Origin of the sequence: Rhodococcus sp. IEGM 1351 (assembly GCF_030056875.1) — a bacterium.
Lineage (GTDB): Bacteria > Actinomycetota > Actinomycetes > Mycobacteriales > Mycobacteriaceae > Rhodococcus_F > Rhodococcus_F opacus.
Genome location: NZ_JASHKU010000001.1, coordinates 404,265 through 418,985 on the forward strand (window position 1 = coordinate 404,265; position 14,721 = coordinate 418,985).

The following is a 14,721-nucleotide window of genomic DNA, read 5'->3' on the forward strand; positions in this document are numbered from 1 at the left end:
TGAGCTGTCTCACGGCCAACCGATGGGGTCACCATCGATGACGGTTCTCGCCCCGCGATTATTCCCCGCCCCGGTCTCCGCCGCATCCCACAGTCCCGAATAGTGGCCACCGGCATAGCGCAGGGTGGCGTGCGATCCGGTTTCGACCACCCGCCCCTCGTCGATGACGAGGATCACATCTGCCCGGGCCGCGGTGGCCAGTCGGTGTGCCACCACCACCGACGTCCGGGTGCGGGTCACCCGGCTGCTCGCCTCGAGAACTACCTGCTCGGTGGCCGGATCGAGCGTCGCGGTCGCTTCGTCGAGCAGCAGCAGGTCGGGGTCGACCAGCTCGGCCCGGGCGAGCGCGATCAGCTGGCGTTGGCCGGCCGACAGGCCCTGCCCGCGCTCGCCGATGGGGTGACGCATCCCACCCCGCAATCCGGCGATCGTGCCCAGTGCGCCGACCGCGCGTGCAGCGTCCTCGATCTCTTCGCGGCTCGCATCCGGGCGTCCGTACGCGATGTTGGTGGCGACGGTCCCGGTGAACAGGTGGGCTTCCTGGGGGACGACGCCGAGGCGTCCGCGGTACGCGCCGAGCGGGTACCGGCGGAGGTCCACGTCGTCGACGAGCACCGCGCCGGACGTCGGGTCGTAGAAGCGGGCGAGCAGTTTCACGATGGTCGACTTGCCCGCGCCGGTCCGGCCGACCAGGGCGACGGTGGTGCCGGCGGGGATGTGCAGGTCGATGTGGGTCAGGGCGTCGCTGTCCGCCCCCTGATAGCGGAACCCGACGTCGCGCAGGCACAGCTCGCCGCGCAGGTGCCCGTCGATCGGCTGGAGGTCCTCGCGCGAGGTCGCCCGCTCGATGGAACTGGGTGTGCGGAGCAGGTCCCCGATCCGGAGCAGGCCGACACTGGCCTGCTGGTATCCGTCGAACACCTGCGACAGTTGCTGAATGGGGCCGAACAGGAGCCCGAGGTACAGCACGAAGGCGACGAGCGTCCCGGTCGTCGTGTCGCCGCCCGCGACCTGGCGCGCACCGACGAACACCACGGCGGCCAGGGCGAGGTCCGAGAGGAACGCGATGAACGGGAAGTACAGCGAGATCGCCCGCTGCGACCGCATCCGGCTGCGCCGGTAACTGTCGGCCCGCTCGGCGAACCGGCGGGCGGCGAACCCTTCGCGGCGGTATGCCTGGGCCGCACGGAGCCCGGCGATGTTCTCCTGGAAGTCGGCGTTGACGAGTGAGATGCGCTCACGCGAGACCGTGTACGCCACCGAGGAGATCCGGCGGAAGATCAGCGTCGCGACGACGAGCGGCGGGATGACGGCAAGCGCCACCAGCGCGAGCGTGACGTCGGTGGCGACGAGCGCGACGGTGATACCGAGGACGGTCAGGACGCTCACCACGGCGGTGGACATTCCTGTCTGGATGAACGACGACAACGCGTCGACGTCGGTGGTCATCCGGGTCATGATGCGACCGGACAGCTCGCGCTCGTAGTAGTCGAGTCCGAGCCGCTGCAGGTGGGCGTAGCTGCGCACCCGCAACCCGAACAGCACACGTTCCCCCGCTCGGGCGGTGAGGACCGTCATCAGGGCGACGACGAGCCAGCCGGCGACCACGAGAGCGACGCCCACCCCTGTCGCGGTCCACAGCGTCGCGGAGTCCTGCGGGACGACACCGCGGTCGATCGCGAACCGGACGATCGACGGGAACGCGATCCCCGCGAGCGAGTCGAGCGCGAGGCAGACGGCGACGGCGACGAGGAGGGCACGGACCGGCCGCAGGATCCGCGACAGCCGGAAGTCGGGCTCGGGCAGGCGCAGGTTCCGGGTGTCGATTCCCGGGCTCTCGACGGCGGGCGGAAGCGCCTCCACGGCCTGCCGAAGTTCCGGGGTCGCGGCTACGTTGCCCAGCGCTCCCGCCATCGGTCCGCCGGCGGCGCGGCCGCCGCCGGGTCCCGCGCCGGGAGCCGGGGTGCGGCCGGACGCGGCAGGCACGTCCCACTCCTCGGCGTCCTCCGGCCACAACTCGGACTCGGACGGCATGCGCTGATACGGCATCGGCTCGCTCGGTGCGGGAACGCTGACGTCGATCGGGCCCGCGTTGTCGGGGGAGGCGAACAGTGCGCGGAAGAGCGGGCACCGTTCGTCGAGTTCGGCCACCGTGCCGGAATCGATGATCCGTCCGCGGTCGAGCACGGCGACTCGGTCGGCGAGCGACAGGGTCGAGCGGCGATGCGCCAAGATCAGAGCAGTTCGGCCACGATTCGCGCGCAGCGCCGCGAAGATCGACGCCTCGGTGGTGGCGTCGACGGCGGAGGTCGCGTCGTCGAGGATCAGCACTCTCGGGTCGGTGAGGAGTGCGCGTGCCAGCGCGATCCGCTGCCGCTGCCCGCCGGAGAGGGTGAGACCGCGTTCGCCGACCACGGTGTCGTAGCCGTCCGGCAATGCGGAGACGAACTCGTCGGCGGCCGCCATGTCGGCGGCGGCGCGGATCTCCTCGGCGCTGGCGTCGGGCCTGCCGAGGGCGATGTTGGCCGCAATGGTGTCGGAGAAGAGGAACGGCTCGTCGAACACGAGGCCGACGGCTTCGCGCAACTGCTCGGCGCTCAGCTGCGCGACGTCGAACGACGCGCCCGCCGACGTGAGGGACACGGAGCCCGAGGACGGGGCGTAGAAGCGGGGGAGCAGCAGCGACAGGGCGGTCTTGCCGGAACCGGCCATCCCCACCACCGCGACCGTCTCGCCGGGTGCGATACGCAGGTCGAGTCCACGGAGGATGTGCCGGTCCGATTCGAAGCCGAACGTGACCGCGCGCAGGTCCACACCCAGCGGTCCGCCGGGCAGGGCGGTGGGGTGCGGCGGGTCCGCGACCTCCGGTTCGGCGTCGATCACCTCGTACACACGTTCGACGGCGGCCCGGGACAGCTGGGCCATGATCACGACCGACGACAGCGTGCGGGTGACGCCGGTCATCGTGGCGACGTACGTCGCGAAGGCGAGGAACGTGCCGATCGTGATGGAGCCGTGCAGGGCGAGGTAGCCGCCGACCGCGATGACCCCGACGAGACCCAGTTGGGGCAGTGCCGCCATGGTCGGCGCGAAGCGCGCATTGATCCGGGCGGCTCGCAGGCGTTCCGCGTACAGCATCCGGCTGTGGTCCTCGAGCTGGTCGACGGCCCGGCGCTCCTGGCCGAAGCCCTTGACCACGCGGACGCCGGTGACGGTCTCCTCGACGTGCTGGGCGAGGTCGGCCGCGCGTTGCTGCGCCGACCAGGTGGCCGCGAACAGTTTCGGTCGCATCGCGTAGACGACGAGGCACACGGCGGGGACGATCACCAGCGCGACGACGGTCAGCAGCGGCGACAGCCAGGCCATGATGGCGAGCGCGAGGACGAATTGGAGCAACGCGCCCGCCGACAACGGGACCATCGCGAGCAGGCCCTGCACCAGCTGGAGGTCGGTGATGGACCGGGAGACCACCTGACCGGTGCGGATCTGATCCTGCCCCCGCCCGTCGAGCCGTTGCAGCGCACTCAGCAGTCCCAGCCGCAGATCGTGCTGGACGTCGAGCGACAGCTTCCCGGCGAGCATCCGGCGGCCGTACTGACAGCCGAAGCGGACGCACGCGAGCAATGCGATGAGCAGCGCGGCGATGCCGATCACCTGGGTGTCGTGACCCGAGCCGGCGGCGTCGACCGCGTACTTGGTGAGGAGGGGGAACGAGATGTCGATACCCGCGGCGACGATTGTCACGGACAGGGCGCCGAGTGCGACGCGGCGGTGCGCCCAGCACTCACCGCTCAGCCGTCGAATCCAGCCCGGCCGTGCCTGATCCTGCTCCAGCGTCTGCTCCCGTTCGATCACCGAACCGGATGCACTCTCACTTGCCACTGGATCCACGTTAGCGCCGGGTACCGACAGGGACGGCACCCGGCGCCGTGTCAGGTGATGTCGCGCTGCCGGGTGAGCGCCCAGCCGCCGCCGACGAAGACCGCGGTCCACACGAGCAGGGCGAGGGGTGCCGTGGGCCAGAACGTCAGCCAGTCGATCTCGTTGCCGGCGGCCGCGTTCGCGACCGTCCCGAGGGTGGCCGACACGGGGAGGACACTGCCGACGGCGCCGATGCCGATCCCGCTGAGGATCGAGCGGAGGATCATCTCGCCGAGGGTGTACCAGACCACCAGGGCGATGCAGCTTCCGACGGACGAGCCGGTGAGCATCGACACCCCGCCGCCGATGAGCGCCCACAGCGCCCCGCAGATCAGGGCGGCCCCGAGCATGGCGAACAGGGATCCGCGCAGTTCGAAGGTGTCACCGCCGAACGTCAGCAGCAGGGCGACGCTGACCACCTCCACCACGAGGCAGTAGAAGAAGCCGAAGGCCGCGGTGACGGCGAGCTTGGTGCCGATCACCCCGTCCCGGCCGCGAGCGGTGAGGAACGTGGTGGTGAGCGTCTTGTACCGGAATTCGGTGCCCACGTTCACCGCCCCGAAGAGCGCGGCGAACAGGACGACGAGGGCGACCGCGACCGCCAGCCCGAACAGGGTGGCGGCGAGGTTGGCCTCGCTCGGATCGGCCTCGAACGCGTCGGTGAACGCACGCATCACCGGCAGGGTGATCGCGCTCGAGAACATCCCGACGATCAGCGGTGCGAGACCGAGCATCCACCAGAACCGCAGGGTGGTGACCTTGCGGAATTCTGCGGTGAGCAGCGCTGTCATCGCGGACCTCCGGAGATCGGACCGTGCTGAGGGTGTGCGGGTGGTGGACCGTAGCCCGGTGGTGGGGCGTACCCGGGAGGCGGACCGTAACCCGGCTGTGGGGCGTACCCGGGAGGTGCGTACCCGGGCTGGGGTGAGTACGTCGGCGGTGGGCCGTACCCCGAGGGCGCCGCGGCGCTCGCTCCGGCCACGTACTGACCCGCAGTCATCGACAGGAAGAGTTGCTCGAGGTCGATGTGATCGCCGACCGCGCCGAAGATCGTGACCCCTGCTTCGGCGGCGACGGACTCGACGAGTTCGAGGGACGCGCCGACGACGGCGAGGCGTCCGTCCGCGAGCGACCGGGCATCGACGATGCCCTTGGCGGCCAGGGCGGTCGCCAGCGCGGGCGGGCTCGAGGACGCGACGAGCAGCCGGCTCTGCTGCGACTTGCGCAGTTCCTCCATCCGTCCCTGATAGACGAGGGAGCCGCGGCTGACGATCACGAGATTGTCGACGGTCTGCTCCACTTCGCGGAGGATGTGACTCGAGATCAGCACGGTCCGGCCGGATGCGGCGAAGCCCTTCAAGAACTCACGCAGCCAGGCGATGCCCTCGGGGTCGAGTCCGTTGGCCGGTTCGTCGAGGATCAGGATGCGCGGATCACCCAGCAGCGCCGTCGCCAGCGACAGCCGCTGACGCATGCCGAGGGAGAAGCCGCCCGCCTTGCGCCCGGCGACGTCCTCGAGCCCGACGAGCGCGAGCACCTGCAGGGCGCGTGCGTCCGGTACCCCTATCGCGGACGCGTACACCTTCAGGTGGTCGAGTGCCGTCCGGTTGGGGTGCAGGCTCTGCGAATCCAGGACGGCGCCGACTGTGCGCGCGGGGTCGACGAGGTGGCGAATCGGGACACCGGCAACCGTGGAGGCGCCGGACGTCGGCTTCACGAGACCGAGGATCATCCGCAGGGTCGTGGTCTTGCCGGACCCGTTGGGCCCGAGGAATCCGGTGATCGATCCCTGCGGCACGGTGAAGCTGAGGTCCGTGACCGCGTCGACGTTCTTGAAGCGTTTCGACAGCCCCCGCACCTCGATCGGTGCTGTGAAACTTCCCGGGATTGCTGTGGTCAACCCGTCCTCCCCTGCCACAATCGAATGGAACTGTTTCGACCCTACTGGGCTGCCGTGCCGAGATTCACCAACTGACGTACAGGGCGTCTGCGACGGCGCATGCTGAAACCAATCGATTGGGGACGCACATGAGCAAGCACCACCATCACCATCGCGACGTCATTTCTCCCGCCTACACGGGGCGCCTCTCGATCGATCCGTTTCCGGCGCTGCGGCTGCCGGACGAGGAAACCGATCCCGAGGCCGCGTACCGGTTCATCCACGACGAGTTGATGCTCGACGGCAGTTCGCGGCTGAACCTGGCCACGTTCGTCACCACGTGGATGGATCCCGAGGCCGACAAGCTGATGGCAGAGACGTTCGACAAGAACATGATCGACAAGGACGAGTATCCTGCGACCGCGGCGATCGAGTCCCGTTGCGTGTCGATGGTGGCCGATCTGTTCCACGCTCCCGACCTGTCGACCACCGACCCGTCCAGCGCCACCGGCGTCTCGACGATCGGTTCGAGCGAGGCGGTCATGCTCGGTGGTCTCGCGCTCAAGTGGCTGTGGCGGGCGAAGCGGGAGGCGGCCGGGAAGGACACTGCGCGACCGAATCTGGTGCTCGGCAGCAACGTCCAGGTGGTGTGGGAGAAGTTCTGCCGGTACTTCGACGTCGAGCCGAAGTACCTGCCGATGGAGAAGGGCCGCTACGTCATCACGCCGGAGCAGGTTCGGGATGCGGTCGACGAGAACACGATCGGAGCGGTCGTGATCGTGGGCACCACCTATACGGGGGAGCTCGAGCCGGTGGCCGCGATCGCAGACGCTCTCGACGAACTTGCCGCGTCCGGCGGCCCGGACGTGCCGATCCACGTGGACGCGGCGAGCGGTGGCTTCGTCGTTCCCTTCCTGCAACCGGAGTTGCTGTGGGACTTCCGGGTTCCGCGCGTGGCCTCGATCAACGTGAGTGGTCACAAGTACGGATTGACGTATCCGGGGATCGGGTTCGTGGTGTGGCGCGACAAGGAACACCTTCCCGAGGGGCTGGTGTTCCGGGTGAACTACCTGGGCGGCGACATGCCGACGTTCACCCTGAACTTCTCGCGGCCCGGCAATCAGGTGGTGGGTCAGTACTACAACTTCCTGCGACTGGGCCGGGCCGGCTACCGGTCGATCATGGAGACGTTGCGCGACACCGCAGTTCGCGTGGGCAGACGCATCGCCGAGATCGACGGCTTCACCCTGATCACGGATGGCACCGACATTCCGGTGGTGGCGTTCGAACTCGTCGGCGACCCCGGGTTCACGGTCTTCGACGTGTCACACGAGCTGCGGGCGCGGGGGTGGCAGGTGCCCGCCTACACGATGCCCGCCGACGCGGAGGACGTGGCGGTCCTGCGCATCGTCGTGCGCGAGGGCTTCAGCGCCGATCTCGGATCCCTCGTCGCCGAGGCGATCGAGGAAGTGTGCGCCGAACTCCGCGAGAAGGGTGGCGGGCGTTCGACGGAACAGCACTTCGCCCACTAGGTCAGGCCTCGATCGCGCGGAGTTCGTCCGGCCAGCGGGCCGGGGCGGGCCCGAACGCTTCGCGCGCGTTCTTGACGACACCCTTGCCGATGGCCCGGTTGCCTGCGCCGCCGATGGCCGCGCCGATGCCGGCGGGCACGAGTTTGCCGAGGACCAGCGCGCTGCGGCGGGCGGCGTACTTGGTGATGAACTTGCGCACCAGGGTGTTGTTCATGCCCTTCATCGTGGGGCCGGGGATGCGGCTGGTGATGGCGCTGGCCCAGTTCTTCGCGGTCACGCCCGTCGCCTTCTGGACAATTTCCATGCCCGATTCACCGAGCGCCACAGACAGGACGAGTGCGCGCCGCTGCTGGTGGTCGACGGCGGAGACGCCGTGCACCGATGCGACAGCGAGAGTGAGCAGCGCCGCCGCTTCCAGGAAGAACGCCGATTCGGCGCCCACCGCCGCGATGGACGCGATGGTGCCGACTCCGGGAATGGCGGCGGTGGCCCCGACCGCGCTGCCGCTGCCCGTCACGGCCAGCAGGAACATCTTCTCCATGCGCTCGATGATCTGCGCGGGCGACTCACCGGGGTGCGAGCGCCGGACCCATTCGACGTACCTGGCCACCGCGGGAGCCTGGAGACGGCTTCCGTTGTCGAGGACCGAGACCAGTACCTTCTCCACCGGTCCACCATTGCCAGCCATCGGGACTCCCGTCTCGCCGTGTGTTTCGAGTGTGCTGGCACCGACTGTAGGTGAGTGAACGGTGTGGCCGGTGCCGGCACCGGTGCCTAGGCTGGTTTCGTGAGCGTCGCCGACAGCGATACCGCGGTGTCGTCCGGGGCCTTCCGGCGCCCGGCGGCACCGTTACGCGCGCTGGTCACGGGATACGACGGCTATCGGCTGGCCGGTTTCGAGCCCGGAATCCACCTCGGTCTGCCGTCGCCCTGCCTCACGGTGATCGTGACGATCGACGAGCCGCTCTACATCGCCGCCCAGGCGACGCCCGAGCAGGCGCCCGGTCGTTTCGCCACTCTGGCCAGCGGCATCGCCACGGCACCGGTGACGATCCGGCACGACGGCAACCAGCACGGCGTCCAACTGGCGCTCAGCCCTCTCGGCGCCCGGGCGCTACTAGGGGTGCCCACCGCCGCCCTCGGCGCCTGGGTCGTCGGACTGGAGGAACTGCTCGGTCCCGTCGCGGGGGAACTGACCGAACGGCTGTCGCTCGAACCCGGCTGGGACGAGCGGTTCGCGATCCTCGACGACGTCCTGACTCGCCGCGCGGCGCCGGCGGAGATCGACCCGCACCTCACCCACGCCTGGCATCTGCTCGTGGCCGGCGAGGGTACCCGGGTCGGTGACGTCGCGCACGAGGTCGGCTGGAGCCGAAGGCATCTGGTGAACAAGTTCGTCGCAGAGTACGGCGTGACGCCCAAGGATGTGGTGCGGTTGTCGCGTTTCCACCGTTCGCACCGGATGCTCAAGGGTGCTGCCGGGGCGACGCTCGCCGACGTGTCCGCGGTGTGCGGCTACTACGACCAGGCCCACATGGCGCGGGACTGGCGCGACCTCGCGGGCGTCGCACCGTCGCGGTGGCGCGAGATCGACCCGTTCTCATTCGTCCAAGACCCCTACCACGACGACGGCGCAGAGTGATGACATGACTACTTCGACGCAATCCACATGTGTGTGGCCCACCTTCGTCTACCGCGATGCGCGGGCCGCGATCCGCTTCCTCGTCGACGCCTTCGGATTCGCCGAGAAGGCGGTGTACGGCGAGGGCGACCGGGTCGATCACGCCGAACTCGGCTGGCCGAAGGGCGGCGGGATCATGCTCGGCTCGCCCAGTGAGGACTCGGTCATCAGCGACCTGCCGCCGGGGACCGGCTCGGTGTACCTCGTGGTCGACGACCCCGACGCCCTCCACGAGCGCGCGGTGGCCGCCGGTGCCACGATCGTCCGCGGACTCCGGGACGAGGACTACGGATCGCGCGGATTCACCTGCCGCGACCCCGAGGGCGTGTTCTGGAGTTTCGGCACCTACACCGGCTCGTAGACCGGCCCATCACGCCCCGTGCCCGGCCGGGACGTCCTCGCCGGGCTTCGGCGGAGGTGGCGGTGTGCCGTCCCCGAACGGCCTGCCGCCCAGCTGTTCACGCCCGTGTGGTTCGAGCCAGCCGGACAGGTCGGGACCCTTCGGCACGATCCCGGTGGGATTGATGTCGGTGTGCACGATGTAGTAGTGCTGCTTGATCTGGGTGAAGTCGATGGTGTCGCCGAACCCGGGTGTCTGGAAGAGATCGCGCGCATAACCCCACAGCACGGGCATCTCGTCGAGTTTGTTCCGATTGCACTTGAAATGTCCGTGGTAGACGGCGTCGAAGCGGGCCAGGGTGGTGAACAGGCGCACGTCCGCCTCGGTGATCGTGTCCCCGACGAGGAACCTGCGGTCGGTCAGTCGGTCCTCGAGCCAGTCGAGGCGGGCGAACAGGCGGTCGTACGCGGAGTCGTACGCGTCCTGTGATCCGGCGAAACCACACCGGTACACCCCGTTGTTGACGTCGCGGAACACGAGATCGGCGACCTCGTCGATCTCGTCGCGCAGCGGCTCGGGGTAGAGGTCGGGCGCGCCCTCACGCTGGTACCGCGTCCATTCCGAGGACAGATCCAGGGTGATCTGGGGGTAGTCGTTGGTGACCACCTGCCCGGTGGGGACGTCGACGATCGCGGGCACGGTGATGCCCCGCGAGTAGTCGGGGAAACGCGCGAAGTACGCGTCCTGCAGGCGCGGGATCTTCAGCACGGGGTCGAGCCCGCCCGGATCGAGATCGAAAGTCCAGCTGCGCTTGTCGTGGGTGGGGCCGCACAGCCCCATCGACAACACGTCCTCGAGTCCGAGCAGTCGCCGCACGATGATCGCGCGGTTGGCCCACGGACACGCACGGGCGGCGACGAGACGGTAGCGGCCGGGTTCGACGGGATAGCCGTCGCGGCCGTCGGCCGTGATGCGGGTGGGGATGTAGTGGGTGTCGCGCGTGAACTCGGCGCCGGATTCGACGTAGGCGCCTTCCGTGCTGTGCGGTTCCGCCGTTCGGTCTGTCATGGTCGACTCGTCCCCGTCTTTCGATGTGTCTCAGAGCGTACTTCGGGAGATCGTGACCGCAGCGTACCTTCCCAGTTCCCGGTACCCGGCGCGGGCGGCGAGCGCGCGCGAGGCCAGATTGTCGCGGGGTGAACGGCATTGGGCGATCAGGCCGCTGTCGAGCGCGTCGTCGGTGGCGATCCCGGCGACCGTGGCGCCCAGTCCCCGGCGCCGGAACTCCGGCGCCGTCAGCACGCCGACATCGGCGAGGAAGCCCTGGAACTCGGCGTACCCGGCGGAACTGACCGGTTGCTGCGCGTCGTCGAGAATCGTGAACCATCGGTCGCGGTCACCCAGATGGGCCTCGGTAACGTCGTCCGGGGGACACGCCTCCTCGACCTGCCGGACGTGGTCGTGTTCGTGGGAGACGAGCGGTGGCTGCCCGGTCGCGGGATCCTGGTAGTCGGTGCCGAACGCGAGCACCAGGGGACCGGCGCACCGTCCGGACCGATCCTGGGTGAGGGCGAGCAGGGTCGCGGATTCGGTCAGTTCCGCCGACGTGTGCCCGTCGGCACGCTCGATCGCCCACCGCGGTCCGACGAGCGCGGACGTATCGCCCAGGCGCAGGAATCGGATCGTGTCCGTGTCGTCGTCCACCCGGACGGCGCGGTCGTCGGCACCCGGCCGGGTGGACAGTGCGTCGTCGGGCAATCCCAGTTCGCGTGACCAGGCGAGTCGAATGATGTCGAGGTGATGGGAGTCCACGGGACCCACGGTAACCGCTTGTTCCCCATCGGCCCGGACGGTATATTCCACGTGGAGTATTCGCCTTGGAGGAGTGGAAGGTGGTGACCGTGACACTCACCCCGCTCGGTGTCACCATCCTCGGTCTGCTGTGTGAGCGCACGATGCATCCGTACGAGATGTACCAACTCGCGGCCGCCCGGCGTGGACGCGTCGTGAAGATCCGGCCGGGTTCGCTGTATCACACCGTGAGCAGGCTCGAAGGCGAAGGGCTGGTGCGCACCACCGGTACCGACCGGGCGGGAAACCGGCCCGAACGCACCATGTACGAGGTCACGCATGCGGGCCGGGAGGCGCTCGTCCAACGGGTGAGCGACATGCTCGCCACTCCGGTGCACGAGTACCCGCAGTTTCCCCTCGCCCTGGCGGAGGCGCACAACGTCGACGCCCCCGCCGTGGTGGAACTGCTCCGGGAACGGCTCGATCACCTCACCCGCGAGATCGACGAGCTCGAGACCGCCGCCGCTCTCGCCTGTTCCACCGAGACTCCCAGAATCTTCCTCCTCGGCAACGAATTTCTCGTCACCGTCGCCCGCGCGGAGCACGAATGGCTCAGCGCCCTGGTGGCCGACATCGACTCCGGAGCCCTCCCGTGGCTTTCGCCGGAACTTCTCGAACGACTGACACACTCACGCCGGATCCCATCCGGTTCAGCAAAGGATTGACGATGGACACCGAGCGCACCGCACCACCCACGTCGCCACCCGAGCATCGAAATCCGTGGCCGGCCCTGTGGGCCCTCGTCATCGGCTTCTTCATGATCCTCGTCGACAGCACCATCGTCGCGGTGGCCAACCCGGCGATCATGAACGACCTGCACACCGACATCAACAAGGTCGTCTGGGTCACCAGCGCGTACCTGCTGGCCTATGCGGTGCCGCTGCTGGTCACCGGTCGACTCGGTGATCGGTTCGGTCCCAAGAACATCTACCTGATCGGGCTCGTCCTGTTCACCGGGGCGTCGCTGTGGTGCGGCCTGTCCGGCACCATCACCATGCTCATCGTCGCCCGGGTCTTCCAGGGACTGGGCGCCGCACTGATGACGCCGCAGACGATGGCCGTCATCACCCGCACGTTCCCGCCGGACCGCCGCGGCACCGCGATGGGTCTGTGGGGTGCCGTCGCCGGTGTCGCCACCCTGGTGGGACCGCTCGCGGGCGGCGTGCTCGTGGACAATCTCGGCTGGGAGTGGATCTTCATCGTCAACGTGCCCGTCGGCGTGATCGCGTTCGTGCTGGCCTGGCGGCTGGTGCCCGCGCTCGAGACCCACGAGCACAAGTTCGACATCCCCGGTGTCGTACTCAGTGCGCTCGGCATGTTCTTCCTCGTGTTCGGAATCCAGGAAGGCAGCTCCTACGACTGGTCGGCGACCGTGCTGGCGTCGATCGGCGCCGGCCTCGTCCTACTCGGCATCTTCGTCTGGTACCAGTCCTGGAACAAGAACGAGCCGCTCCTGCCGCTGGGCCTGTTCACGGACCGCAACTTCTCGCTCGCCAACGTGGCGATCACCGCGATGGGGTTCGCGATCACCGCGATGGTCCTGCCGCTGATGTTCTACACGCAGGCGGTGCGGGGTCTGTCGCCGACGAAATCGGCCCTGCTCCTCGTGCCCATGGCCGTTCTCACCGGTGTGTTCGCCCCGTTCATCGGCAAGCTCGTCGACCGCACCCACCCGCGGTACATCGCGGGCGCCGGATTCCTGCTGTTCTCGATCGCACTCGGCTGGCTGGCCATGGTCATGTCGCCCGACGTGGCGATCTGGGAACTGCTGCTGCCGATCGGTCTGATCGGTCTCGCCAACGCGTGTATCTGGTCGCCGCTCGCGGCCACCGCCACGCACAACCTTCCGCCCCATCAGGCGGGCGCCGGAGCCGGCGTCTACAACACGACCCGCCAGGTCGGCGCCGTCCTCGGCAGCGCCGCGATCGGCGCGCTCATCACGGCCCGCCTGTCCGCGCAGGGGCTGAACAGCGACAGCCAGGAGGCCGGCGTCGGCGAGATGCCCGAATTCGTGAAGGAGCCGTTCGCGACGGCGATGTCGCAGTCGATCTGGCTGCCCGCCGCCGTCCTGCTGATCGGGTTCATCGCCTCGGTGTGTTTCGCGCGACCGTTGCGCGAGAAGAGGCCTGGAGTCAGTGCGGGCGACGCAGCCAGTCGGGAAACATCACTGCAGGGTTGAGGTAGTCGGCGGGATCGAACGCCCGCTTGATCGTCCACATCGCGGTGATGTCCTCGCGGCTGAGGGCGAGGTCGAGGTAGTTGCGCTTGTGTGCGCCGACACCGTGTTCGGAGGCGATGTTGCCGCCGTGATCGCGGATCAGTTCCGTGACCGTCCGGTACAGCACGGACTCGTCGGGGCAGCGCAGCACGTTGAGGTGGACGTTGCCGTCGGCGACGTGCCCGAACAGCACCGGGATCGCGTCGGGGGCCCGGCTCGTCACCAGCGCGACCGCGTCGGCGACGAACGCGGCCAGGGTGTCCAGCGGGAGGGCGGCGTCGAACTTCAGCGGGGGCCCGAACAATCCGACCACCTCCGCGAACGCATCCCGCGCCGCCCACACCCGGGCGCGGCCTGCGGGATCGATCCCGACGGCGGGTTCGTCGTCGGGAGCGCACTGCGCCAGGGCCTCGGCCAGTTCGTCGGTGAGATCGCGGTGGCCGGCCAGTTCCACGAGGAGGTACCACGGCAGACCCGTGGGGACCGCGAAACCCAGCCGCGAGGAGGCCAATTCGAGCCCGCGGCCGTCGAGCATCTCCACGGCGTCGACCCCCTCGAGCCGCCGGACGACGCGAGCGGCGTCGATCAATCCGGGCAGTTGCGCGAAGCCGGCGAGGGCGGTCACTCGGAACTCGGGCACGGGGCGGAGCGTGAGGTCGACAGTGGTGACCACACCGAGAGTCCCCTCGCTGCCGACCCACAGCGCGGGCAGGTCGTATCCGCAGTTCTCGGCGCCCACCCGCATGCTGCGCCGCACGATCGCCCCGTCGGGGAGCACGACCTCCAGGCCCAGCACCTGCGCCGACATGTGTCCGTACCGCACGGTGTGCAGCCCACCGGCATTGGTCGACACCATGCCGCCGATCGTCGCGGAATCGCGGGACGCGATGTCGACGCCGAACAGCAGTCCGGCGTCGGCGGCGGCGTTCCGGAGCGTCGAGAGGGTGACCCCGGCGCCGACGGTGACGCGCAGGTTCTCGCGGTCGACGGCGCCGACCGCGGTCAGCCGTTCCATCGACAGCAACACGTCGTCGTGCTCGGGCACCGTCCCTGCTTCGAGTCCGGTGCGGCCACCCTGCACAGTGACCTTCACCCCGGCTCGGCGGCAGATGCCCAGCACGGCCGAGACTTCCGCGGCATCCGCGGGCCGGACGAGTGCGCTCGCCCGCCCGCTGTAGCGCCCCGTGTGGTCGATGGCCCGGGCGGCGAGCACGTCCGCGTCCACGGTCACGAACCGTTCTCCGACGACGTCGGCCAGCGCCGCGCGCAGCGAGTCCACACCCCGATCGTAGGCGGAAC

12 protein-coding genes are annotated in these 14,721 nt (G+C 69.1%); 5 read left to right on the forward strand and 7 right to left on the reverse strand.

Translation table 11 applies throughout. The features are described 5' to 3' along the window. Nucleotides 1-9 precede the first annotated feature (9 nt). From QM806_RS01950 to QM806_RS01960, 3 genes are read right to left on the reverse strand one after another with little or no spacing between them, the layout of a single operon-like run. Entirely contained in the window at nt 10-3,882 is a 3,873-nt protein-coding gene (locus tag QM806_RS01950) for an ABC transporter ATP-binding protein (RefSeq protein WP_081276557.1), read from the reverse strand. A 50-nt stretch (nt 3,883-3,932) separates the two neighbouring features. Further along, nucleotides 3,933-4,712, reverse strand: a complete 780-nt coding sequence (locus QM806_RS01955) for an ABC transporter permease (RefSeq protein WP_005575286.1) — start codon at nt 4,710-4,712, stop codon at nt 3,933-3,935. Further along, nucleotides 4,709-5,821 (reverse strand): ABC transporter ATP-binding protein, encoded by a 1,113-nt coding sequence (locus QM806_RS01960; RefSeq protein WP_043794334.1) that lies wholly within the window; start codon nt 5,819-5,821, stop codon nt 4,709-4,711. The genes QM806_RS01955 and QM806_RS01960 overlap by 4 nt, the downstream gene beginning before the upstream one ends. A gap of 128 nt (nt 5,822-5,949) precedes the next feature. On the opposite strand from QM806_RS01960, the gene gad reads away from it, so the two are divergent. Beyond that, the gene (gad, locus tag QM806_RS01965) at nt 5,950-7,332 is read left to right on the forward strand and encodes a glutamate decarboxylase (protein ID WP_064080489.1); all 1,383 of its coding nucleotides are present in this window, start codon (nt 5,950-5,952) and stop codon (nt 7,330-7,332) included. Between the two features lies 1 nt (nt 7,333). Here the strand turns inward: gad and QM806_RS01970 are convergent, their stop codons facing one another. Next, nucleotides 7,334-8,020: a hypothetical protein gene (locus QM806_RS01970; protein ID WP_043794080.1), complete on the reverse strand. Its 687-nt coding sequence runs from the start codon at nt 8,018-8,020 to the stop codon at nt 7,334-7,336. Nucleotides 8,021-8,119: 99 nt separating this feature from the next. On the opposite strand from QM806_RS01970, the gene QM806_RS01975 reads away from it, so the two are divergent. Both QM806_RS01975 and QM806_RS01980 read left to right on the forward strand, forming a co-directional pair. Further along, on the forward strand, nt 8,120-8,974 hold the full coding sequence (locus QM806_RS01975) for an AraC family transcriptional regulator (protein WP_169693551.1): 855 nt from the start codon (nt 8,120-8,122) through the stop codon (nt 8,972-8,974). A 4-nt stretch (nt 8,975-8,978) separates the two neighbouring features. Further along, complete coding sequence (locus QM806_RS01980; protein ID WP_043794081.1) at nt 8,979-9,374, forward strand: VOC family protein; 396 nt, start codon at nt 8,979-8,981, stop codon at nt 9,372-9,374. A gap of 9 nt (nt 9,375-9,383) precedes the next feature. Here the strand turns inward: QM806_RS01980 and QM806_RS01985 are convergent, their stop codons facing one another. Together QM806_RS01985 and QM806_RS01990 are read right to left on the reverse strand one after the other, a co-directional pair. Then, nucleotides 9,384-10,421, reverse strand: a complete 1,038-nt coding sequence (locus QM806_RS01985; protein ID WP_005574836.1) for a glutathione S-transferase family protein — start codon at nt 10,419-10,421, stop codon at nt 9,384-9,386. A gap of 30 nt (nt 10,422-10,451) precedes the next feature. Then, nucleotides 10,452-11,174, reverse strand: coding sequence for a GNAT family N-acetyltransferase (locus tag QM806_RS01990; protein WP_169693554.1), 723 nt, complete (start codon nt 11,172-11,174; stop codon nt 10,452-10,454). Nucleotides 11,175-11,245: 71 nt separating this feature from the next. Here QM806_RS01990 and QM806_RS01995 point away from each other — a divergent pair, with 71 nt between their 5' ends. Together QM806_RS01995 and QM806_RS02000 are read left to right on the forward strand one after the other, a co-directional pair. Then, entirely contained in the window at nt 11,246-11,869 is a 624-nt protein-coding gene (locus QM806_RS01995) for a PadR family transcriptional regulator (protein ID WP_039950392.1), read from the forward strand. Nucleotides 11,870-11,871: 2 nt separating this feature from the next. After that, complete coding sequence (locus tag QM806_RS02000) at nt 11,872-13,383, forward strand: MFS transporter (RefSeq protein ID WP_005574839.1); 1,512 nt, start codon at nt 11,872-11,874, stop codon at nt 13,381-13,383. On the opposite strand, the gene QM806_RS02005 is transcribed toward QM806_RS02000, so the two are convergent. Next, complete coding sequence (locus QM806_RS02005) at nt 13,337-14,701, reverse strand: FAD-binding oxidoreductase (protein WP_005574840.1); 1,365 nt, start codon at nt 14,699-14,701, stop codon at nt 13,337-13,339. The genes QM806_RS02000 and QM806_RS02005 overlap by 47 nt on opposite strands. Nucleotides 14,702-14,721: the final 20 nt, after the last annotated feature.

What these genes read in the sequence shown, in the direction of transcription:
- QM806_RS02000 (WP_005574839.1), top strand. Translation starts at nt 11,872, where the DNA reads ATGGACACCGAGCGCACCGCACCACCCACGTCGCCACCCGAGCATCGA.
- gad (WP_064080489.1), top strand. Translation starts at nt 5,950, where the DNA reads ATGAGCAAGCACCACCATCACCATCGCGACGTCATTTCTCCCGCCTAC.
- QM806_RS01985 (WP_005574836.1), bottom strand. Translation starts at nt 10,421, where the DNA reads ATGACAGACCGAACGGCGGAACCGCACAGCACGGAAGGCGCCTACGTC.
- QM806_RS01970 (WP_043794080.1), bottom strand. Translation starts at nt 8,020, where the DNA reads ATGGCTGGCAATGGTGGACCGGTGGAGAAGGTACTGGTCTCGGTCCTC.
- QM806_RS01955 (WP_005575286.1), bottom strand. Translation starts at nt 4,712, where the DNA reads ATGACAGCGCTGCTCACCGCAGAATTCCGCAAGGTCACCACCCTGCGG.
- QM806_RS01980 (WP_043794081.1), top strand. Translation starts at nt 8,979, where the DNA reads ATGACTACTTCGACGCAATCCACATGTGTGTGGCCCACCTTCGTCTAC.